The organism is Sphingobium yanoikuyae, from assembly GCF_013001025.1.
GTDB classification, from domain to species: Bacteria; Pseudomonadota; Alphaproteobacteria; order Sphingomonadales; family Sphingomonadaceae; genus Sphingobium; species Sphingobium yanoikuyae_A.
This window is the reverse complement of record NZ_CP053021.1, coordinates 2,193,721-2,215,134: the sequence shown is the minus strand read 5'-3', so window position 1 is coordinate 2,215,134 and position 21,414 is coordinate 2,193,721. Positions and strand designations below refer to the sequence as shown.

Annotated in this window: 18 protein-coding genes, 1 tRNA gene, 1 pseudogene and 1 riboswitch; of the genes and pseudogenes, 7 read left to right on the top strand and 13 right to left on the bottom strand. The window is 64.3% G+C overall.

Features of this window, described 5'->3' with window-relative positions:
• Position 1 precedes the first annotated feature (1 nt).
• From HH800_RS10975 to HH800_RS10955, 5 genes and pseudogenes are all read right to left on the bottom strand, one after another.
• Positions 2–1,159 (bottom strand): glycosyltransferase family 4 protein, encoded by a 1,158-nt coding sequence (locus HH800_RS10975; protein ID WP_169861077.1) that lies wholly within the window; start codon positions 1,157–1,159, stop codon positions 2–4.
• On the bottom strand, positions 1,152–2,387 hold the full coding sequence (locus HH800_RS10970; RefSeq protein ID WP_169861076.1) for a glycosyl transferase: 1,236 nt from the start codon (positions 2,385–2,387) through the stop codon (positions 1,152–1,154). Before HH800_RS10970 ends, HH800_RS10975 begins: the two co-directional genes overlap by 8 nt.
• Before the next feature lie 140 nt (positions 2,388–2,527).
• Positions 2,528–3,016 (bottom strand): nuclear transport factor 2 family protein, encoded by a 489-nt coding sequence (locus HH800_RS10965; RefSeq protein WP_017502601.1) that lies wholly within the window; start codon positions 3,014–3,016, stop codon positions 2,528–2,530.
• Positions 3,017–3,128: 112 nt separating this feature from the next.
• A complete protein-coding gene (locus tag HH800_RS10960) occupies positions 3,129–4,139 on the bottom strand; it encodes a L,D-transpeptidase (protein ID WP_169861075.1) in 1,011 nt (336 codons plus the stop codon).
• A 275-nt stretch (positions 4,140–4,414) separates the two neighbouring features.
• Positions 4,415–5,172 (bottom strand): annotated as a pseudogene (locus HH800_RS10955) (IS5 family transposase).
• A 64-nt stretch (positions 5,173–5,236) separates the two neighbouring features.
• Here HH800_RS10955 and HH800_RS10950 point away from each other — a divergent pair.
• Positions 5,237–5,803, top strand: coding sequence for a FecR family protein (locus tag HH800_RS10950; RefSeq protein WP_169861074.1), 567 nt, complete (start codon positions 5,237–5,239; stop codon positions 5,801–5,803).
• Between the two features lie 397 nt (positions 5,804–6,200).
• On the opposite strand, the gene HH800_RS10945 is transcribed toward HH800_RS10950, so the two are convergent.
• The 7 genes from HH800_RS10945 to HH800_RS10915 form a co-directional block, all read right to left on the bottom strand.
• Positions 6,201–6,476, bottom strand: coding sequence for a hypothetical protein (locus tag HH800_RS10945; RefSeq protein WP_169861073.1), 276 nt, complete (start codon positions 6,474–6,476; stop codon positions 6,201–6,203).
• Positions 6,473–7,990 carry a PepSY-associated TM helix domain-containing protein gene (locus HH800_RS10940; RefSeq protein WP_169861072.1) on the bottom strand — a complete coding sequence of 506 codons (1,518 nt, stop codon included), beginning with the start codon at positions 7,988–7,990 and terminating at the stop codon, positions 6,473–6,475. The genes HH800_RS10945 and HH800_RS10940 overlap by 4 nt, the downstream gene beginning before the upstream one ends.
• Positions 7,987–8,268: an iron transporter gene (locus tag HH800_RS10935; RefSeq protein WP_169861071.1), complete on the bottom strand. Its 282-nt coding sequence runs from the start codon at positions 8,266–8,268 to the stop codon at positions 7,987–7,989. Before HH800_RS10935 ends, HH800_RS10940 begins: the two co-directional genes overlap by 4 nt.
• Positions 8,269–8,270: 2 nt before the next feature.
• On the bottom strand, positions 8,271–10,406 hold the full coding sequence (locus HH800_RS10930; protein WP_169861070.1) for a TonB-dependent receptor: 2,136 nt from the start codon (positions 10,404–10,406) through the stop codon (positions 8,271–8,273).
• 187 nt (positions 10,407–10,593) lie between these two features.
• Positions 10,594–10,836: riboswitch (cobalamin riboswitch) on the bottom strand.
• A 582-nt stretch (positions 10,837–11,418) separates the two neighbouring features.
• Positions 11,419–11,493 (bottom strand) — tRNA-Glu (locus tag HH800_RS10925).
• A gap of 308 nt (positions 11,494–11,801) precedes the next feature.
• Positions 11,802–12,590: a SapC family protein gene (locus tag HH800_RS10920; RefSeq protein WP_169861069.1), complete on the bottom strand. Its 789-nt coding sequence runs from the start codon at positions 12,588–12,590 to the stop codon at positions 11,802–11,804.
• A gap of 116 nt (positions 12,591–12,706) precedes the next feature.
• Entirely contained in the window at positions 12,707–14,161 is a 1,455-nt protein-coding gene (locus tag HH800_RS10915; RefSeq protein WP_169861068.1) for an FAD-binding oxidoreductase, read from the bottom strand.
• A gap of 77 nt (positions 14,162–14,238) precedes the next feature.
• Between HH800_RS10915 and HH800_RS10910 the strand changes: the two genes are divergently transcribed.
• The 3 genes from HH800_RS10910 (at position 14,239) to HH800_RS10900 (ending at position 16,675) form a co-directional block, all read left to right on the top strand.
• Positions 14,239–14,670 carry a hypothetical protein gene (locus HH800_RS10910; protein WP_004207401.1) on the top strand — a complete coding sequence of 144 codons (432 nt, stop codon included), beginning with the start codon at positions 14,239–14,241 and terminating at the stop codon, positions 14,668–14,670.
• A gap of 134 nt (positions 14,671–14,804) precedes the next feature.
• Positions 14,805–16,196, top strand: coding sequence for a DEAD/DEAH box helicase (locus HH800_RS10905; RefSeq protein ID WP_169861067.1), 1,392 nt, complete (start codon positions 14,805–14,807; stop codon positions 16,194–16,196).
• Positions 16,197–16,294: 98 nt separating this feature from the next.
• Complete coding sequence (locus HH800_RS10900) at positions 16,295–16,675, top strand: VOC family protein (RefSeq protein WP_169861066.1); 381 nt, start codon at positions 16,295–16,297, stop codon at positions 16,673–16,675.
• 2 nt (positions 16,676–16,677) lie between these two features.
• On the opposite strand, the gene radC is transcribed toward HH800_RS10900, so the two are convergent.
• On the bottom strand, positions 16,678–17,370 hold the full coding sequence (gene radC / locus HH800_RS10895) for a RadC family protein (RefSeq protein WP_169861065.1): 693 nt from the start codon (positions 17,368–17,370) through the stop codon (positions 16,678–16,680).
• A 152-nt stretch (positions 17,371–17,522) separates the two neighbouring features.
• Between radC and HH800_RS10890 the strand changes: the two genes are divergently transcribed.
• From HH800_RS10890 to HH800_RS10880, 3 genes are read left to right on the top strand one after another with little or no spacing between them, the layout of a single operon-like run.
• Positions 17,523–20,762, top strand: coding sequence for an intermembrane phospholipid transport protein YdbH family protein (locus HH800_RS10890; protein WP_169861064.1), 3,240 nt, complete (start codon positions 17,523–17,525; stop codon positions 20,760–20,762).
• Positions 20,759–20,947 carry a YnbE family lipoprotein gene (locus HH800_RS10885; protein ID WP_004207396.1) on the top strand — a complete coding sequence of 63 codons (189 nt, stop codon included), beginning with the start codon at positions 20,759–20,761 and terminating at the stop codon, positions 20,945–20,947. Before HH800_RS10890 ends, HH800_RS10885 begins: the two co-directional genes overlap by 4 nt.
• Positions 20,944–21,330, top strand: a complete 387-nt coding sequence (locus HH800_RS10880; RefSeq protein WP_004207395.1) for a YdbL family protein — start codon at positions 20,944–20,946, stop codon at positions 21,328–21,330. Before HH800_RS10885 ends, HH800_RS10880 begins: the two co-directional genes overlap by 4 nt.
• The last annotated feature ends 84 nt before the right edge of the window (positions 21,331–21,414 follow it).

Genomic DNA, 21,414 nt, shown 5'->3' with positions numbered 1-21,414 from the left:
CCTATCCTCCTTCGGTGAGTGCGGGCGTGCTGCGAGACGGGGCGGGGCGACGGGGCGGCAGTTCGTGCAGGATCAGGCGGCAATGCCGTTCCCACGACAGGTTGTTCGCGGCCCAGATCCGCGCCTGATCGCCCAGCCGGCGGCAGAGCGCGGGATCGCGCGCCAGCAGCGCGAGCGCCGCGCGCAATGCGCCGAGGGAATTGCCGTCGACGACCAGGCCGGTGACGCCGTCGCGGACCAGTTCGGCCGGGCCGCCATCCGCGCCGACGATGCAGGCCAGCCCCTGTGCCATGGCATCGGCGACGCTGAGGCCGAAGCCCTCCACCTCGGCGCCATCCTCCAGCGCGATCTGGGGGTGGAGGAAGATGTCGGCGTCGCGATATTGCTCGGCCAGTTCCGCGTCGGAGACATAGCCGGCCAGCCGGACATGATCCTCCAACTGGTGGCGGCGCACGGTCTGCTGGATGCGGATGCCGTCCACGCCGCGGCCGACGATGGTGTAGCGCAGCGAGGCCTCCTCGCGCAGGCAGGCAGCGGCGGCGTCGATCGCGGCCGGAATATTCTTGCGCGCGACGAGGCGGCAGACGGTGAGAACCTGGGCGGGTGCATCGCCATTCTGGAACGCGGTGGTAGGGCGGTCGGCCGGCATGCGGACGCCGTTCCAGGCGACGATGGTGCGCGCGGCGAGATCGGGCAGGCGCTGTATCAGCAGGTCGCGGGTGACGGCGCTGACCGCGACGATGCGCCGGGCGCGGCGCAGCACCAGCCGCAGCAGGGCGAAGGCACCACCGGCCGGGCGACCGACTTCCCGGCCATGGATGGTCACGATGAGGGGGCGGGGAAAGGCGAGGGCAGGCAGGGCTGCGCGCCAGGTGCAGGCATGGATCGCCTGTGGGCGCTCACCACGCAGCCAGGCGCCGGCCATGGCGCGGAACAGCCGGCCATAGACCCGCATGCGCGAAGTCGGGCCGACATCGATCAGTTCGACGCCGTCGCTGCTGACCCGGCGCGGACCGGCCGAGGATTTGGCGAACAGGGTGACGCGCCAGCCCAGCGCGGCATAGGCGCGGGCGGTTTCGGCCACATAGGTCTGGACCCCGCCCTCATCGGGGGCATGGACGCGGGCGACGAGCCAGAGGCGACGATCGGCATCAGCCATGGCGCAGCGCCTCCCGCAGCGGATAGAGTGTCGGAACGGGTCTCGCTGCCGGTGCGCCGCGCGTCAGATAATCCGCAACGGCCCTGGCCGCGCGCGCCGAAGCGGGGGCGCCGCCGCTGGCGAAGGTATCGGACAGGCCGCGTCGCTGGGCGGCGTCATACATGCCATGGGCGGCCATGGCGGCGGCGACCTTGTCCGGGATGCGATCGGCGGATTCATGGACCGGGCCATAATGCCAATGAGCATAGTTGGGATCGTCGCGCCATTGCGCGCGATGGCCGTTGAGGAAGAGGCAGGGGCGCGGCGTGGCGATGAATTCGTAGATCTGGCTCGACACGTCGCCGATATAGGCGGCGGCAAGCTGGACATAGCTCATGTCAACGCTCGCCCGGCTGCCGAGGTCGACATGGACATGCGGCAGGGCGGCAAATTCAGCCAGCATGCGCTCGGCCGCGGCGCGCTTGCGGCGATTGTCGAACAGGCGGACATGGGGCGCGACGATCAGATTAAAGCGATCATCGGCCGCGAACTGGCGCAGCACATCCATTCCCATTGCCTGCCAGGAGGAGAGGCGCGGCGAGAAATGCGGGTTGTAGAGGATGATCGGGCGATTGTCGGTAAAGGGGCTGGCCGGGCGTTGGCCCTGGGTCAGGTCGAACTTGCCATAGCCGGCAATGGCGTAATGATCCTCGCGGATCAGGCCCTGCGCCAGCATCCGGCGGCGCTGCTTCTCGCCCGCCAGCAGGACGAAGTCGAACAGCGCGATGCGCGGATCATAGCCGACCGCGCGGTCGCCCGCGCCATGACAGGTATGGATGAAGCGGCTGTCCGCCAGCCCGAGACGGCGCAGCAGCAGCGAGGTGCGTTCGGGCACGACGATCGCGTCATAGCGCGCGAGGCGGCGGCGCGCGACGAGGAGGGTAGCGAGCTTGGGCGGGCTGGCGTGGCCCGACAGATGGGACAGGCTGCGCAGCCAGATATTGTCGAGATGGATGAAGTTCAGCCGGCCGCCGCCATGACGGGCTGCTAGGTCGCGGGCCAGCGCAATATGATCGGCGCCGGCCGCGATGATATCGACGCGAAAGCGCGGATCATGCGACAATTCCAGTGCCAGCGGCATGGCGTGCAGAAGATGATGGATCTGCGCGTTGAAGAAGAAGCAGATCGACTGCGTCTTCCTGTCTGTCTTTTCGGTCCGGGCCGGGAAATTGATCGGCTGTTGTATCACGCTGCACTCCGCGTCTGACGCTGGTCAGGCGAAGTGTCTGCGTGTGATTTTGCCCGGCGATTTCAGATTGCGGCGATGTCTGTAACATTGTGCGCCGGGTTCGGCATTTCCATGTCAGCCCTGCCCGGCGGCGAACTGCCCTATTTCCGGACGACGGCGGCGTTGAGGAACGGATCATTGCCAATGAACATCGGCGTGCTGTCGAACAGCGAGATGCGCCATTCGCCGTCCGCATCCCGGCGGAATTCCATGCGGCAATCGGCGACGATGGTCGGGCCGACCAGGTTCAGGATCGGCGCCTTGCCCTCACCCGAATAATTGACCAGCATGAACTGCGCGCTGCCATGGTCGGCGGCCGGGAATTGAATGCGCATGTTGGTGATGGTGTGCCGCTGGGTGCGGACGCCATCCTTTTGCTGGGTGGCGACGCGCTCGTTGCGGGCGGTGTAGAAGGCGGTGATGGGGCCATGGCCCTGATGCAGCGTGCCGCCGACCAGATAATGGCAATCGTCGGTGCAGAGCGGCGCGACGTTCATGCCGCCGTTGAGGTCGAGATCATAGCCCCAGTCGATCACCAGTTGCTCGATCTCCAGCGCGGCAATGGCGGTTTCGGCGGTGAAGCGGGGCATTATCCTCATCCTTTCCTGTGGCATGCTGCTCTTTCCGACAGTTTGTGCGCATGGGGATGGACGCCCGCAAGCATAGAGGGCTCCGCCGTGGCGATGCTTGGTGATCGAACGGTCAGGGCTGGGGGGCGACGGCGTCCATGATCGTGAGCTTCTCGCCGGTGGAGGCGCCGACACTGGAATCCGTGACGAGGATGGTGGTGCCCGGCTTCAACTGGCTGCGGATCTTGTCATAGAAGCCGCGCGGCAGACGCACTCGGTTCAGCACCGCTTCGTCCACGACATTCTCGACATCATTTTCATGGCCCGGCAAGCCGACATAGAGCCAGTGGGTCTTGCCATCCTTCCCCATGGTGAGGGTGATGACATGGGAGCCGGGATCGCCATCCTTGATCTCGGCGACGCTGCGGCCGATTTCCGTGCCGTTGCGCAGCACGACGATCCGCTGCTCCTTCTTAGAGACGATGATGGTCAGCGGGCCGCTGGTCGCCAGTTCAGGCTGCCAGCGATATTCCTCGCCCTTGAGCGGGCGATATTCGACCTGCTCGCCCTTGTCGTTGATCGGCGACAAGAGGCTTGCCTGGCTGGTGCGCATATGGGTGGCGGCATTGCCCTGAACCACCACGGTCGCGCCCAGGCTGGTGATGGCGAACAGTTCCTGCGAGAATTTATAGGGCAGGTGGATGCAGCCATGGCTTTCGGGATAGCCCGGCAGACCGCCGGCATGGAGCGCGACCCCGTCCCAGGTCAGGCGCTGCTGATAGGGCATGGGCGCGTTATTATAGGTGCTGGACCGATGGTCCTTGTCCTTTTGCAGGATGGTGAAGACGCCGGTGGGTGTTGCATGGCCTTCCTTGCCCGAGGAGATGGTGGACACGGCGATGCGCACGCCGTTGCGATAGACGGTCGCGATCTGGCGCGAGAGATCGACATAGACGAGCAGCGGCCCGGTCGGCGATACCTGTGGCGCCCAGACCCATTGGCCCGGCTTCAGATTGTCGGCGCGGCGGGCAAATTCGGGCGGCGATGTGGCGCGATCGCCTTGGGCAAGGGCGGGGTGGGGGAGCAGCAGCGTCAATGGCAGAATGGTGGCAAAGCGAACAGCGTAATCGCGCAAGGCGCCCATGATCCGATCCCCCCGATTGTCCGGGATTAAGCCTATCTAGGATCAAGATGGCACGCCATAGGGGAAGCACCCGATGAGCGGCGTTATAAATAGGGATGTCGAGAGATTTTCTGGTGACCCCGTGGACGCTGAAAGTTTAGGATAGTTGAAATTTGACAACAGTATAATTGATTCCTGATGGGCGATTTTGAATGGTCATGGACCATCAGTTTTTCGACCGATGTGCAATCCGGTCCCGGACCGCAGTTTGTTTTTCGGCTAGCGCGGATCGACATTCAGCGTAACCAGATCATGGCGGCGGCGAGGTTTGTGAAGCTGGCGAAGTGGATGGTGCGGCGATCGTAGCGTGTTGCGAAGCGGCGGAAGTGTTTGAGCCTGCCGAGACATCGTTCGATACGATTGCGGTGTTTGTAGATCAGCGCGTCATGCGGGATGGCGATCTTACGGCAGCGGTTTGAAGGTATGAGCGCTTCGGCGCCCATTTTCGCGATGATTGTCCGTAAAGCATTACTGTCATAAGCTTTGTCGGCGAGCACGACGACGGCTTCCTGTCCGTGCAGCAGGGCCGGCGCCTGAGTAACGTCGCCAGTCTGGCCGGGCGTGATGATGAAGCGCAGCGGCCGGCCGAGCGGGTCCGCAAGCATGTGTATCTTGGTGGTCAGTCCGCCTCGGGAACGCCCCAGCGCCTGATCGCACGCCCCCCTTTTCCGGTCGCCGCCTGCTGGTGCGTGCGAACGATGGCGCTGTCGATCATCAAATACTGGTTGTCCCGGTCGGCCGTCAGTGCGTCGAACACCCGTTACCAGGCACCCGCATGGCACCAACGGCTGAAGCGGCGATGCACCGTCTTCCGCTTGCCATAGCGCTCCGGCAGATCGCACCAATGCGCTCCTGACCGCAGCACCCACAAACATCCGTTCACGAACAGGCGGTTATCCGTTCCCGACCGCCCCGGATCGGTCGCTTTGCCCAGTAGCAACGGCGCAATCCTCTCCCATTGCACCTCGTTCAACTCGTACCGCTTCGCCGCCATCATCCACTCCGCGCATCAACACGGCGTCCTATGAATCAGCGATCATCCGCTTTGGGAATCCCGAATGTCGATCCGCCCTAGTGCGGTCACGATCGAGATCCGCTCGACGGATCGCCGAATCCGGTTGTTGAAAGGCGAGGCGCTGTTCACGGTTGCGCCCGATCGTTCCCGCCCCTTCACCGTCCAGGCAGCAATCGGTGAAACGATGGCGCTGGGCACGCAATTCTCGGTCCGCCGGACGGGCGCCGACACTGAGGTTACCGCGACAGAGCACAGCGTGATGCTCGTCAGCGGAGAGGGCAAGGGGGCCAGCCTCATTCTGCGGGAAGGCCAGTCCATCCGCTATGGCGCCGATGGCCGTATCGATGCTCCTCGTTCCATCAATACGGAAGCGGCCACCGCCTGGACGGACGGCGTGCTCGTATTCAAGGATGCGCCGCTATGTCAGGTCGTGGCCGAGATCGGCCGCTATCATCCCGGCTACATGACTATAGTGGGCGACGCATCATCCCTGCACGTCTGTGGCGTATTTCGCATCGACGATCCGGTTGCAGCCATATCCCGGCTTCAGAAATCTCTCGGCCTGCGATCCGTGCAATTGTCCCGTAGTCTGATCGTGATTTTCGCCTGAAATTATTTTTCTGAAATTCGACCTCTCGTTTGACCGCATGCGAACGTATGAATTGCAAGGTATTCTCAATAGCAGGTGCGCCTCCATCCCGAATGTCGAATGGAGGGAGTTAGAAGTGCTGAATTCAAAGGGCCTCGAACAAGGCAAGGTTTCCGTGCGGTCGATCTCCGTGTCGCTCGCCACTGCGAGTGTGGTGAGTGGGCCAGCAATAATCTCGACGCCTGCAATGGCGCAGGAAACGGTTTGCCGCATCCGATGGACAATCAATTTATGCGCCGGACCGACCCGTATCATCTAGAGACGGTTGAACCAATTGTGCGTCACGACCGAGGCAGTGATAGTCAGCCTTTGCTTCAGGATCGATATGCAGGTCATGACATCGAGAGGGCAATCGCGTTCAGTCAATATCGGGACGCCCAGATGACTGGCGAATGGGTTTTCCAAAAACGACAATGAGCCCGGCCAACGGCAGGATACAGAAGAACCAGAGCAGCGAAGCGATCAGGTTGGTCGTGGCCAGTTGCGCGACGGGAAGGATCGCCAGAACCAGCGATGCGGCTCCGCCCGCGCGCCAGGCGGCTCGATAGACGATGTGTCTTCGGGATGTGCCGCGCCGGATGGCATCGAAGCCGGCCACCGCAAGGACCAGGGATAGGGCCAGGTTCACGATCACTGCGCAGCGCCTCCGGCCGGCCTGCGAGCGATCCTGCCTGCTGCGATCCACAAGATGACGCCCATCGCCAGCGCCGTCAGGTCTGCGCCTGAGCGGATACCATCGCCATGAGCCAGCGTTGACGTCAGCGGCGTTCCCGCCAGAGCCGTGCTCACGGGAATAGTCAGGCAGAGCAACGCCGCCGCACGCAACTGCTCTGGCCACGCGCTGGACCAAGGCCGCGCACCGGCAGGGATGAGGCTCAGCAGCCAGGCCAGGAAGTAGATAGATGCGGCCATACTGCGCCGGTCTTCGATGCCGGAAGGCAGCAACTGCTCACCGTGCAGGTACGCCGCACAGGCGATCATGTTTCCAGCCACAGCGGCGATGGTGATCCGGCCTGCCATGGCGTGAAATGCCGATCCGCCCCGGCGCGCCCGCTTTTCGGTAAAGAGGACAAGGCCAGCCCCGACCATCGCGGTGCTGGCGAGCCCGGTCAGGAAATAGAGCCAGCGGGCAGCGATTCCGCCCCATTCGATGAAGTGCAGTCCGGCAAGGAAGGCCTGGGTCTCGCGGGCCGGGGAGCGCTTCACCAGAACGCGCAGCAACCGGCCGTCGGCGCCTGCGAAGTCGACGCGATCGGGGAAGTTGGCGATGCGATCGTCGCGCTGTCGCCAGATCTCGACTGCGGCATTGGCACGATCGGGATGGCTCACATAGATGTTGACGGCCGCTCCGCCACCCCATGCGCGCTCGGCGCGCGCCACCAGCGGCATCAGCGCAACCGTGGCCTGTGGCGATCCGGCGGGTGTCTCCACATCGATGTAGCGCGATTGCGCAGCCGCAGTCTGATAGGCTTTGACGTCGCCGCCGTTCAGCGTCGCGACGCCGGCGGGGATATAGGCGTAATAGATCAGGACGAGGCCGGTATAGGCCATCATCATGTGGAACGGCAGCGGCAGCACCGAGAGAAGGTTGTGCGCATCCATCCACGCCCGCTGGCGCGAGGCCCAGGGGCGGAAGATGAAGAAATCGCGGAATATGCGCTTGTGAATGATGACACCGCTGATCGATGCGGCCAGCATGGCAAGGCCTGCCGCGCCCACGATCAGGAAGCCGATGGGGCTGGACTTGCGATCGATCCCCAGCGTGTAATGATAGCGCATGAAGAAGAAGCCGGCGTCCATGTCGCGCGGGATGCGGACGCCGGTCTGCGGATCGAGGCGGTGGGTGGTGGCCTTGCCCGCTTCGTCGGTCCACACCAGCCGCAGCACAGGTTCGCGCGAAGTGGGGATGACGATACGCCATTGCCTGGCATCCGGAGCGATGCGGGTGAGATAATCCCGTCCCATCGCTACGGCTCGTCCCCGGTCGATGGCCACCGGAGAGCGCAGTTCGGGCGTGGTCCAGAGGTTGATCTCGGTATAGAACACCGCCAGCGATCCGGTCAGCAGGATGCCAAACAAAACCCAGCCGAACAGCAGCCCACACCATGTATGGAACCAGCCCATGGATTGGCGCAGGCTATCCTTCATCTGGCGACCCCCAGCATCAGGGCGAAGGGGAGGGCCGTGCCCACCAGCAGTTCGCCCCAGATCCGCGTGACGCTGCGCACCGCGAAGGCGCGAAGGATCACCGCAACGAACAATATGAAGGCGAGGCAGGTCGCAAGGATGTTGGCGTCAACCGCATCCATCGGCAGCAGGCGTACCGCCGCGCAAATCCACGCATAACACAGACCATAGGTGCCGACCGTCGATGCCAGCACGCGCGGCGCGATGGTGCGCCAGCCCGGCTCCTGCCTCGCCGGCACGATCAGAACCGCTGCTCGAACGTCACCGCGACGCTGCGCGGCTCACCCAGCACCCACTGCGAGGTGGAATAGCTGTTCTGGACGTAGATCCGGTCGAAGACATTGCGCAGGTTGAGCGTCACGCTCGTCTTCTTTCCCAGGTCGTAGCGCGCCGAAGCATCGACGAGCGTATAGGCCGGAATGCGACGGGTATTGGCGGCGTCCGAATAGCGCTTGCCGACATGGCGCAGGCCGGTGTCGAGGTGCAGCGGTTGCACCGGCCGCCAAGAAAGCCACAGATTGGCTGCCTTTTCGGCAACGCCGATCGGCATGTTGCCGTTGCGGCTGACAAGCTCCGTGCCGACAAGTTCGTCGAAGTCGTCATATTGCGCGTTCAGGATCGTGCCGTTGGCCAGGATGCTGAAGGACTTGGTCACGGCCAGTCCGAACGATGCCTCGACGCCGTAGGACGATTGCTGGCCGACCTGCACAGACACCGTGGGATCATTGGCGGAGCGGGTCAGGATCTTCTTCTTGACGATGCGATAGCCCGACAGCGTGAATTCGCCGCGCCCGTCGAGGAAGGTTGCCTTGGCACCCGCTTCCCATTGCCGCCCGGTGGATACATCGAAGCTGGTTTGTGCCAGCGTCGCGGTGAGGAACGCCGTCACCGGATCGGCGGCCGCGGAATATTGCGCGTAAAGCGAGATCGTGTCCGTGGGATTGTAGACCAGCCCCGCACGCCAACTGGTACTGGGATAGCGCGCGGTGTAGTCGGCGGTCGGATCGAGCGCATCGTGGCGCTCGGTCTTCGGGCGATCGTAGCGCAGGCCCGTCACCAGCGACAGTCGATCCGACAGCGAGAGGCGGCTTTCGCCGAACAGCGCCCATTGCTGCACATCTGTCTTATACTTGTACCGGGTGCCGAAGGCGCCATCCAGAAACGTGCCGGGCGCGTAGTCGTAGGGATCCACCAGGTCGGATCGGGAATTGGGCGAACTGTCGGTGCGCAGCAGCGATCCGCTGTTATACTCTCCGCCCAGGCTCAGGCGGTGGTCCATGCCCAGCAATGTGTGGTCGAAAACCGCGTTGAAGCGGTCGCCCCACTGCTTGGTCTTGTAGAAGATTTCCAGATAGCTCGACCGGCGGATCTGATCGCCGGACCAGGCATAGCCTTCTGCATTGCGCCAGTGCTTGAAGCCGGTGAGGTAATAGGCGACGTTGGTGATCGTCACCCCGTCTGAAGGCGTCCATTCCGCCTTGGCCTGGGTCCAGGCATCGTCGAAGCGCAGCGAGCGGTCGGCGATATTGTAGTTCTTCTTGCGGATTTTGCGCACCAGCTTGCCATCACGCAGCGGCGTGCCGTACCAGATCGTCGGATCTAGATCGGCGCGATCATGCGTCAGGGTCAGCACCAGATCGTCACTGGCCTGGTAGCGCAGCGCGGCCGACAGGGCGAGACTACGGGAGCGTCCGCGCTCCATCCAGCCGTCCGACCGGTTGTAGCTGAGATCCACGCGGTAGGACAGCTTGTCCCCGATTGGCCCGCCGATCCCGCCGGCCGCTGCATATGTATCGAAAGAGCCGCCGCTGAGGCGTAGTTCACCTTCGAACTCTTCGGTGTTGGGCTTTTTGCGCACAACGTTGATGGCGCCGCCGATGCCGCCTTCGCCATAGAGCACGGACGCTGCGCCGCGCAGCACCTCGATGCGCTCGGCCATCCAGGGATCGGCGGGGAAGGTCTGCGTGGTCGTCGTATAGACCCGCATACCGTCATAGAGCTGCATCACCGAGGTGTAGCCGGTGAACCCGCGCGAACTCAGGGAATAGCCGAATGCCGAGGAATTGTTGATCAGGCCCGGCGCGCGCGCCGCCGCCGCAACGACCGTGCGGTCACCAAGACTGCGGATCATCTCCTTGGTGATGACATCGACGCTTGCGGGCGTCTGCATAGGCGTCAGGCCAAGGCGGCTGGAGGCATCGGCCTGCTGGCCAAGTTGCAGGACGCCGGCCTTGCGCGCCGTGACGACGATGTTCTCCGTGCCATCGGGCGCGGCGTCGGCGGTCTCCTGAGCATGCGTTGCGGTGACACTTGCCGCCAGTGCGCAACATGATGCGCCGGAACGGATCAGGCCGGAAAGAAGCGATCGTGTATTCATGTGTAACCCCCGTTGCGTTTTCCAGTCGAACGGACAGGTTCCCGCGCAGGAGGACGTCTCCTCGCACGGGCGCAGCGGTGGAGACCGGGCGCAAACGAGCGACCGGCGGAACCCACCGTTGCGGCCTGGCCGCAAGTTCGTCGCTCAGACGGAGTACACCGTGCCGCGGCCATCCCCTGGACCAAGGCAAGAGCGACCGGACGCTGGCAGGTCTCCTGGCTCACGGGTCATCGCACGATGCACGGCCTTCCCAGGCCTCGCAGGAGTTAGCGTCCGGCCCAGTGGCTGCGACAGGCATCCTTGGCCTGCCGCGATATGCATCGCGCTATCCGCTTACAGTTGCAGGGACAGCCTCGGCTTCAGGGGCAGTGCCCCTCCACCGCGTTCCCTTTTAAGCCTCTTTCGAAGCACCAACGCGATCTTGCCCCCCGTTAGGGGACGGGCTGGGAACTATGGGCTATCGAACAGGATAGCAAGAAATTCGTGGAATGTGGAATTTGGTCATGCCTGGACGGCCGGTATGCGGCTGTCCCTGACGCTCAGGTGCTGAACACACCGCCCCGATAGCAGTCATGAACAAGCGGCACATGAGTTGTTGCGAACGATTATCAATGCACGTAATGCGTCGGCAGATAGCGATGCTCAACAACGCCGCCGCCCTTACGGATCATGCGCCGGCGAACGGTTGCTACCTCGCCTTCGGCTCTCCGAATCTGCCGAACCGCAGCCTGTCACCCAGGCCGTTCATCAGCTGGGTAGCGTCGCGACAGACATTCCTAGACCAGCGATAGTTTTTGAAATTCGAGTACATTCAGGAGGGCAGCGAGCGGGCAACCATTGCTTGAGATCGGATGGCTAGAGTTACCCTCGTTTCAGCCTTATTTATACTGATCCATGGCAAGGATCGTCCGACGGCGTCCACAGATGATCACTGAGTGTGAGGAAAAGAATCGCTTATTGGAGAATTGGCGATCTCGGCGTTCTTCAATGCCAACTAAGTCATTGATTTTGCTGGTGACCCCTACGGGAATCGAACCCGTGTTTCAGCCGTGAGAGGGCCGCGTCCTAACCGCTAGACGAAGGGGCCGTATGTCGCATGGGCGACAGGCAGGGGCGTGCCTTTAGGCAGGGGAGGCGATGGCGTCAAGCGAAAGCGGTGAAAAGTTTTCGCGGCCCCTACGTCGACTGCGGCCCATAAAAAACCACCCCATGCGATGCACGGGGTGGCCAGGTTCAGGGAGGAGACGCCTCCAAGGGGGAGGCGCCCTATACGACACACCCGAAAGGGGGGCAGGTGCATCGCATGCAATAGAAATAGGGCAGGGCGAGGCTGCTTTCAAGAGCAAGCCCCGCCCTATACCGATATATTTGCGATTAACGGAGTTAATCGGGCTTTCAGGCTTCCACGGCCACCGGCGCGGCCGGTACGGCGATCGGACCCTTGCCCTGGTTGACCTGGCCTTCAAAGATCTCGCGCATCAACTGCAGCGAGAAGAGATGGGCGTGAATCAGCGGCAGCAGGCCGTTCTGGTTGATCTTGCGCAGCTGGTCACCGCGCAGGTCGCGCAGCTTTTCCTCGTTCACCATGCGGAAGCCGCGATAGACGAAGGGCTGCTCGTTGTTCGGGGTCTGGATCGCGACTTCGCCGTCCATCAGCAGGTCCATCTCGGCCAGATCCTTCATGAACTGGCCGGTGCGGGCGGCTGCCTGCTCGAAATCCTCGCAGAACTTCAGGATGCCCTTGGTCACGTCGGTCGGCTGGCCATTTTCGAACAGGACCGGGCCGTCGCCTTCGGTGCCGATCGCCTTGCTGGTCGGGTCGAAGCAGAGCGAGAGTTCGTCGCTGTCGGGACGCAGCTTGGCCAGCATCCAGGGGTAACGGCGGACATAGGCCGGGATATAGGCCGGGCCGCGCAGCTTGCCTTCGTCATCGACGAAGACGTTCACGCCTTCGTTGAGGCCCATCAGCGCGAGCGGCACCGAATCCTGGCCCGCCGAGAAGATGATGGGCACGAAACGCTGGGCCGAGACGAATTCGTCGATGGTCAGCGGCACGGCGTGCTGGGTTACCAGGAACGGAGCGGCATCGACCGGCTGGGTGCGATAATCGGCATGATCGACGGTGCTGAGCGGGATCAGGTCGTTGTAGAAGATGGGAAGGCTGTTCGCGGGCGCGCTGGCCATGATGTTGTTCCGTCCTGTTAGAAAGCGCGCAAGGCTTGCGTCGCTGATCCGAATATGGGTGTGACGGGATAATCGGAGCTATCCCGCTAGGCAATCGCTTTGTGGATATGCTGCGCTCAACCCTCGTCGGGGCGAGGGATGAGCTTGTCGGGGTTCATGATGCCGCCCGGATCGAAGGCTGTCTTTATCGCGCGCAGGGCATGGATGCGGGCCGGGCTGGCGAGGCGTCCGAGTTCGGCGCGCTTCATCTGGCCAATGCCATGCTCGGCCGAGATGGAACCGCCCGCGGCGACCACCGCGTCATGGACGAAGGCGTTGATCGCCTGGCCCTGCGCCGCGATCCAGGCCGGACCGTCGCTGGTGCCCCTGGGCGCGCGGACATGGAAATGGACATTGCCATCGCCCAGATGACCGAAGGAAGAGGCGGTCGTGCCGGGGAAGGCTGCTTCGGCGGCGGCGGCAGCCTCCAGCATGAAGGCTGGCATGCGCGGCACCGGCACGCTGATGTCATATTGCAGCGCGGGCCCCTGCGCCTTTTCGGATTCCGACAGGGATTCGCGGATGCGCCAGAAGGCCTCCGCCTGCGCTTCGCTGGCGGCAATGGCGGCGTCGATCGCGATGCCGCGTTCCAGCGCCAGGCCGAGCGCGCCTTCCAGTCGCTCGGTCGGGCCGGGCTCGCGCATGTCGCCATGGTCGACTTCAATCAGCACATGCCAGGGCGTGCGGGTCTCGATCGGGCAGCGTGTGCCGGGAATATGGGACAGGACATGGCCAAGGCCATCGTCGGCAATCACCTCGAACCCCTCGACGCTGTCACCCAGTTCGCCTTCGACCAGGCGCAGCAGGGCGAGGGCGTCGGCGGGCGTCTTTACGCCGACCCAGCCGACCGCGCGGGCGGCGATGCCGGGCACCAGCCGCAGGGCGGCCGCGGTGATGACGCCCAGCGTGCCTTCCGCGCCGATCAGCAACTGCTTGATGTCATATCCGCGATTATCCTTCTTGAGTGCGTCCAGCCCGTCGAAGATGCTGCCGTCGGGCAGCACCGCCTCGATCCCCTCGACCAGCGCGCGCATCGTGCCGTGGCGCAGCACCTGGGTGCCGCCGGCATTGGTCGAAGTGAGGCCGCCGATCGTGGCTGATCCCTTGGCACCCAGGCTGAGCGGAAAGCGACGGCCGGCCGCTTCGGCAGCGTCGTGCAGGTTGGAAAGGATGACCCCGGCCTCGCACACTGCCAGATTGTCGTCGGCTGACAGGCTGCGGATCTGGTTCATGCGGCGCAGTGACAGGATCAGCGCCGATCCATCGGCTGGCGGTGTCGCGCCGCCGACCATCGACGTGTTTCCGCCCTGGGGGACGAGGGCAATGCCCAGTTCCGCTGCCAGCGCCACGCAGCCGGCCACTTCGCGTGTCGTGGCCGGGGACAAGATCGCGCGGGCCGTTCCATGATAGCGGCCGCGCCAGTCGCTGACCCAGGGGGCGATATCGTCGGCATCGGTAATGACGCCCTTGGGGCCGAGCAGGGCGACGAAGCGATCGATGGCATCCTGTGCGATTATGGCTTGTTCTGTCATGGGACATGCTATGCCCCGGAATTCATCGACGGTTCAACCGTTGGCCGATAGCTTGCCACTCCCAAAAGGGGTTCCGCTTGGTTCATACCATCCTGATGCTGCTTGCAGCGCCTGCTGCCGACCCGGTGCAATGGGCGCAACTGACGATCGAGCAGCGCGTGATCATTCGTGTTCCGATGGCCAAGGGGCGGGCGCCGACGCGAGTCGTGCCCAAGAGCGACGAGCGCTGGGAAGAGAAGAAGGGGCCGCGCTGTGTGGCGCTGCGATCGATTCGCGGGGCCAGCATCGTGGTGTCCAACGGGGTCGACCTGATCCTGGCGGACAAGCATCGCTACCGCGCGCGGCTGGAGCGGGGATGTGATTCCGCCAGCTTCTATTCGGGCTTCTATGTCGAGCCGGACGAGGATGGATCGCTCTGTTCGGGGCGGGACGAGTTGCAGGCCCGCAGTGGCGCGAGCTGCGGGATCGACAGCTTCAGGCGGCTGGTGGAAGCGGACGCCGAAGATTGATCGGCAGAAAAACGGCTGGTTTGGCCAGCATGCTGCGCGATTTCCTTGACAAGATGGCGATATTTTCGCAAGTCGCGCGCGATTTCCGTCGTGCGGACGCGCAGGACGGCCAACCTCCTGTCCCGGACATTTGAATGACTTTTGCCGATCTCGGCCTCTCCGACGAATTGCTCAAGGCCGTAACCGAGGCGGGTTACGACACGCCCACGCCGATCCAGGCGCAGGCGATCCCGCCGGTGTTGATGATGAAGGACATCATCGGCATCGCGCAGACGGGCACGGGCAAGACCGCCAGCTTCGTGCTGCCGATGATCGACATCCTGGCGCATGGCCGCGCCCGTGCGCTGATGCCACGCAGCCTGATCCTGGAGCCGACCCGCGAACTCGCCGCCCAGGTGGCCGAAAATTTCGAGAAATACGGCAAATATCACAAGCTCTCCATGGCGCTGCTGATCGGCGGCGTGCAGATGGGCGACCAGATCAAGGCGCTGGAAAAGGGCGTCGACGTTCTAATCGCGACGCCGGGCCGCCTGATGGACCTGTTCCAGCGCGGCAAGATCCTGCTCAATGGCTGCAACATGCTGGTCATCGACGAAGCCGACCGTATGCTCGACATGGGCTTCATCCCGGATATCGAGGAAATCTGCACCAAGCTGCCGGCGCAGCGCCAGACACTTCTCTTCTCTGCCACCATGCCGCCGGTCATCAAGAAGCTGGCCGATCGTTTCCTGGACAATCCCAAGTCGATCGAGGTGGCGCGCCCGGCAACGGCGTCGACCAACATCACCCAGCGACTGGTGAAGGTTGATTCGCGCAAGAAGCGTGAAGCGCTGCGCGCGATGCTGGAAGCAGAAGACGTGCAGAGCGCGGTGATCTTCTGCAACCGCAAGACGACGGTGCGCGAACTGAATAAGAGCCTGCAGCGCCACGGCTTCAAGTCGGGCGAGATCCATGGTGATATCGACCAGGCATCGCGTATCGCCGAACTGGAGCGGTTCCGCGATGGCAGCGTGAACATCCTGGTGGCGTCGGACGTCGCGGCCCGCGGCCTCGACATCAAGGGCGTCAGCCACGTCTTCAATTTCGACGCACCCTGGCATCCCGATGACTATGTCCACCGCATCGGCCGTACCGGTCGCGCGGGGGCCAAGGGCGTTGCCTATACCTTCGTCGCGGCCGAGGATGCCGAGGCGATCGACAATATCCAGAAGCTGATCGGCACCAAGATCGATTATGTCGAAACGCCGGTAGCGGCTGCGCCTGCGCCGCGCACCAAGGAAGAGCCGCGCAAGGCCGATCGCGAGGAGCGCGACAATGAGCGTTCCGGTGGCCGCGACGCGCGCCGCAAGCCCGAGCGCAAGGATGACCGGCGCAGCGACAAGCGGGATGATCGTCGTGACGACCGCCGCGATGCGCCGGCTGCACGCCCAGCGCCGCATGGCCGCCGTCAGGAACCCGATGATGGTCCGGACGATGGCTGGAACGGTCCGGTGCCCGAATTCCTGAATTTCGGTTTTGGCGGCTGAACGGCCCCACGCTGATTGAGAAAGGCCCCCGTCACGCGCAGGCATGGCGGGGGCTTTTTTGTTATGTGGCCATGACGGCGCAACGGGAGGGTAAGGCCATGTCCGCAATTCCAGGCGTCGGCGCTTTCGCGATCGTGCCCAGCAATGACGTCGCCATTGCCCTGGCCTTCTGGGAAAGGCTGGGCTTCACGCGGATCGGCGGCGATCACCATTATCATATCATGGAAGGGTGGGGGTGCGAGGTGCATCTGACCCAGGCTGGCGCGCCGCCCTGGGATGTGCCGGCGCATAATCCCTTTGGCGTCTATCTGCGCACGCCCGATGTGGCGGCGATAGCGGCGCGGGTCGATGATCTGGTCATCCGGCCGGGAGGCATTTTGCGCCATCGCGAATGGGGGCTGTATGAGGTCGGGATCAACGGGCCGGATGGACTGCTGGTGCGGATCGGCTGGCCGTCCGAACTGATCGAAAACGCCTGACGCTATAACAGTCCCTGCGCGCGGAGGCTGCTATGCCCCTGCGCACCGATGATGATATGGTCGTGGACGCTGATGCCCAGCCGCTTGCCGGCCTCGACAATCTGGCGGGTGATCTCGATATCCTGCTTGCTGGGCGACGGATCGCCCGACGGATGATTGTGCACCAGGATCAGGGCTGCCGATCCCAGTTCCATGGCCCGCTTGATAACCTCGCGCGTATATATGGCCGCCTGGTCGATCGATCCGTCGCCCATATTCTCGTCCCGGATCAGCATGTTGCGGCTGTTGAGATGCAGCACCCGCACGCGTTCGACATGGAGATAGGCCATGTCGGCGCGCAGATAGTCGAGCAGCGCCTGCCAACTGCCCAGCACCGGTCGTTCCGCCACATCGTTGCGCAGCATCCGCAGCGCGGTTGCCTGAACGATCTTGATCGCGGCGACGCTGGTATCGCCCATGCCGGGCACCCGTGCGATTGCCTGCCAATCGGCCGCCATCAATCCGCCGATCCCGCCAAATTCGCGCAGCAGCAGCCGGGCCAGCGGCTTGGTGTCGCGGCGGGGGATGGCGAGGGCGAGCAGATATTCGATCAGTTCATGGTCGAGCAGCCCGTCGCCGCCTTCGGCCAGGCGTTGGCGTAGGCGGGCGCGATGACCGGCGCCATCCTGGCTCGCGCGTTGGTCTTTTTCGGTCATGCTGGCGATCCCCCATTCCCCGGCAAATAAAGGCTAGGCTTTGCGGATTTCGCGGGCAAGGCTATTTCAGGGGTGGATATTTCCAATGGGTCGGACGTTATGGATGCGTTACGGACCTGAAGTGCGAGCGAAAGTCGGGGTTGGCCAGGCAGATGGAAGACGAGAACGGCGAAGCCGAAATTCGCCGGGGCTGGCTGCGCTGGCTGGGTGTCGGGACGGGTTCGCTCGGCCTGGTGCTGGTCGCGCTGTGGACGCAGCGCGCGCCGATTGCCGAGAATTTCGTCAACCGCGAACTGAACCGGCGCGGGGTTCAGGCCAATTATGACCTGACGCAGGTGGGCCTGCGCACCCAGCGGATCGAGAATGTCGTGCTGGGCGATCCGGCACGGCCGGACCTGACCGCCCGCTGGGTGGAGGTCGACATCGCCTTTTCCGGCGTGACGCCGCAGGTGGCGGCGGTTCGCGCCGGTGGTGTGCGGATGCGCGGCGCCTATCGCGACGGCGTGCTGACGCTGGGCGAACTGGACAAGTTTCGCGATCCTGATTCGACCGCGCCCTTCGCCATGCCTGACCTGCTGCTTCATCTGCGCGACGCGCAGTTGCGGCTGGATACCGATGCGGGTGCGGTCGGCATGCAGATCGATGGCAATGGCAATCTGAAATCGGGTTTCCGCGGCAAGCTGGCCGCTGCCATGCCCAGGGCACGGATGGCCGGCTGTGGCGTGGCCAGGGCCAGCGCCTGGCTGGATGTGGCGATGGTGGACGGCCGGCCGCACCTGCGCGGGCCGATCAAGGGCGATGCGCTCGCCTGCGCGGACATGGCGATGGCTGCGCCGACGGCCGAGATCGATCTGTGGCTGGGCCAGGGGCTGGACCGCTGGAACGGATCGGCCCAGCTGGCGGGCGAGGCGCTCAAGGCGCAGGGCATGTTGCTGGCGGCCCCTGTCGGTCGGATTGAGTTCGACGGTTCGGCCCAGGCCATGGCCGGACGGGCGCGGATCGGCGCGCGCGCCTTTTCCGGTGCCGGCGTGCTGGCGGGGCCAACCGAACTGGCCGGTGACTGGACGCTGCGCGGCGGTGATGCGACCTTTAGCGGTGATCTGACCGCGCGGAACGGGCGGATGGCCGGGCGTGATCCGCTGGCGGCTTTGCGCACGTCGACGGCTGGCACGCCGGTGGCGCCGCTGGCCCTGCGGTTGGCGGATGCAGCCCGGCGGGCCGGGGCGGATAATCTGCTGCGGGCGCGGGTGGCGCTGGCGCAGAAGGGCGATGCCGGCAGTCTGGTCCTGACCGATACCGAATTTGCAGCGCGCAGCGGCGCGCAGGTGGCCGTGGCGCGCGATGGTCGGTTGACGCTGGCCTGGCCGGGCAAGGGCGGCGCAGCGATCGATTGGGCGCTGGACGGCGCGATCACGTCGCAGGGCGGCGGCTTGCCCAAGGCGGCGCTCCGGCTGGCCCGCCGCGCCGGCGGCGGCTTTGGCGGGCAGTTGTTCATCGATCCCTATACGGCCGACGGCGCCCGGCTGGCGTTCGAGCCTGTCCGATTCGTTGCCGGGCCGAAGGGCGACACGCGCTTCACGACCGCGTTGCGGCTGGATGGGCCGCTGCCCGATGGGGCTGTTCGCGGTCTTGGCCTGCCGATCGATGGCCGGCTGGCGTCTAATGGCGCGATCGCGATCAACGAACATTGCGCGCCACTGACCTTGCTGGAAGCGCGCTATGGCAGCTTCGCGCTGGGGCAGACCCGGCAGACACTCTGCCCGCTGCCCAATTCGGCGCTCTTCGCCATGGGGGCGGGTGGCATGAAGGGCGGTGCGGAGCTTCGCAATGTGGCGCTGAACGGGCGAAGCGGTGACAGCCCGATGCGGCTCAGGGCGGACAACGCCCGTCTGATATTGGGCCAGACCGGTTTCACCCTGGGCAACGCCGATTTCGCCATCAGCCCGGAGGATGCGCCGGTGCGCCTGTCTGCAACGAGCGTCACCGGTGCGGCGACGAAGGATGGCTTTGCCGGCGACATCAAGGGCGCGGGCGGACGGATCGGCACCGTGCCGCTGATCGTCGAGCAGGGTGCGGGCGGCTGGGCCTTTGCCAAGGGTGCGCTGTCGCTCAAGGCGGCGATGCAGGTGCGCGATGCGCAGCCTTCGGTGCGCTTTAACCCGCTGTCCGTGCCTGACTTTGCTCTGGCGATGAAGGATGGCCGAATCACCGCGACCGGCACGCTGCAGGTGCCGGGCAAGGGTGCCACGGTGGCACGCGCCGATATTGCGCACGACCTAGGCAGCGGGAAGGGGCATGCCGACCTGACCGTGCCGGACCTTGGCTTCGGGCCGGGATTACAGCCGGAGGAACTGACGCCGTTGACGCTCGGCGTGATCGCCAATGTCGCTGGCCGCGTAACCGGCGAGGGGCATATCCGCTGGACCGGTTCCGATGTCAGCAGCGATGGTGTCTTCCGGACCGATCGGCTGGATCTGGCGGCGGCATTCGGCCCGGTCGAGGGACTGTCCGGCGAGATCCGCTTCTCCGACCTGCTCAACATGGTGACGCCCACCGGACAGGAGGCGCGAATCGCGCTGGTCAATCCGGGGGTCGAGGCACGCAATGGTACGGTGCGTTATCGCCTGGGTGCCGGTCAGAAGGTGCATATCGAGGGTGGCGGCTTTCCCTTTTCGGGCGGTGAACTGGTGCTTCTGCCCACGACCATGGACTTTGGTGCCGATGTCGACCGCTATCTGACCTTCCGGGTCATCGGCCTCGACGCCGGCGCCTTCATCCAGGCGATGGACCTCAAGAACGTGTCGGCGACCGGCACGTTCGACGGCATCATGCCGTTGATCTTCAATGCGCAGGGCGGGCGGGTTGCCGGTGGCGTGCTGGTCGCGCGGCAACAGGGCATGGCGCCGCTGATCATGCCCGAGGGCGTGCTGCCTAGCATCCCCTGCGATCCAACGCGCCAGTCCGGCGTGCTGTCCTATGTGGGGCCGGTGTCGAACGAACAAGTCGGAGTTATGGGCAAGGTCGCCTTCGATGCGCTGAAGGATCTGCAATATAAATGCCTCACCATCCTGATGGATGGCGCGCTGGATGGCGAGATGGTGACCAATGTGGTGTTCAACGGCGTCAACCGGGGCCAATTGGGCGGTGCGCCGCAGGGGATAGCGAAAAGCTTCGTCGGCCTGCCCTTCATCTTCAACGTGCGGATTTCCGCGCCTTTCCGCGGCCTGATGAAATCCGCCCAATCCTATGTCGATCCGTCGCAGGTGATCCGCGACCAGATTGGCGAGGATGCCCAGCAGAAGATGCGCGCACAAAGCGCTGCCGATCTACAATCTGGTCTTGCGGTTCAGCCTGCGGCAAGCGAGACTGTGTCAAATACGGAGCCGAAATGAAGATAGCAGCAATCATGATGGCCGGTCTGGCCGCTTCGGCCCTTGGAGGATGCATCCAGGTCAAGGCCCCGGACAAGCCGATCGAGATCAATCTGAACGTGAAGGTCCAGCAGGAGGTCGTCGTTCGTTTGGAGAAGGACGCCAAGGATCTGATCAACAATAACCCGGAGTTGTTCCCGCAATGACACGCAAGTTCATGCTGGCCGCCGCTGTGCTGGGCGGCCTAGTTCTGGCCGGCGCCGCGCAGGCCCAGGGTGGTGCGGCCGCCGCGATCGCCGCCGGCACGGTGGGCGAGCAGGCCGATGGCTATCTGGGTATCGCCGGCACGGTGGGCGCGGATGTGCGGGCCGAGGTCGAATCGATCAACATCAAGCGCCGCGCCGTTTATACCGATCTGGCCGGCAAGCGCGGCGTGACGGTGCAGGATGTGGCGGCCGCAACCGGTTGCCAGACGCTCAGCAGCCGGGTGAAGCCGGGGCAGGTCTATCGCGTCGGCGGTGGTGCCTGGCAGACCAAGGGCGCCGGGGCGATCTCTTTGCCGGCCTATTGCGCCACCGCCGGCCAGTAAAACGCGCGTGGCTGGCGGACTTTGACCGCCAGTTCGTCTGGGCAGGATAATCTCCTGCCCAAGTATAGTTGACTATCCGTCATC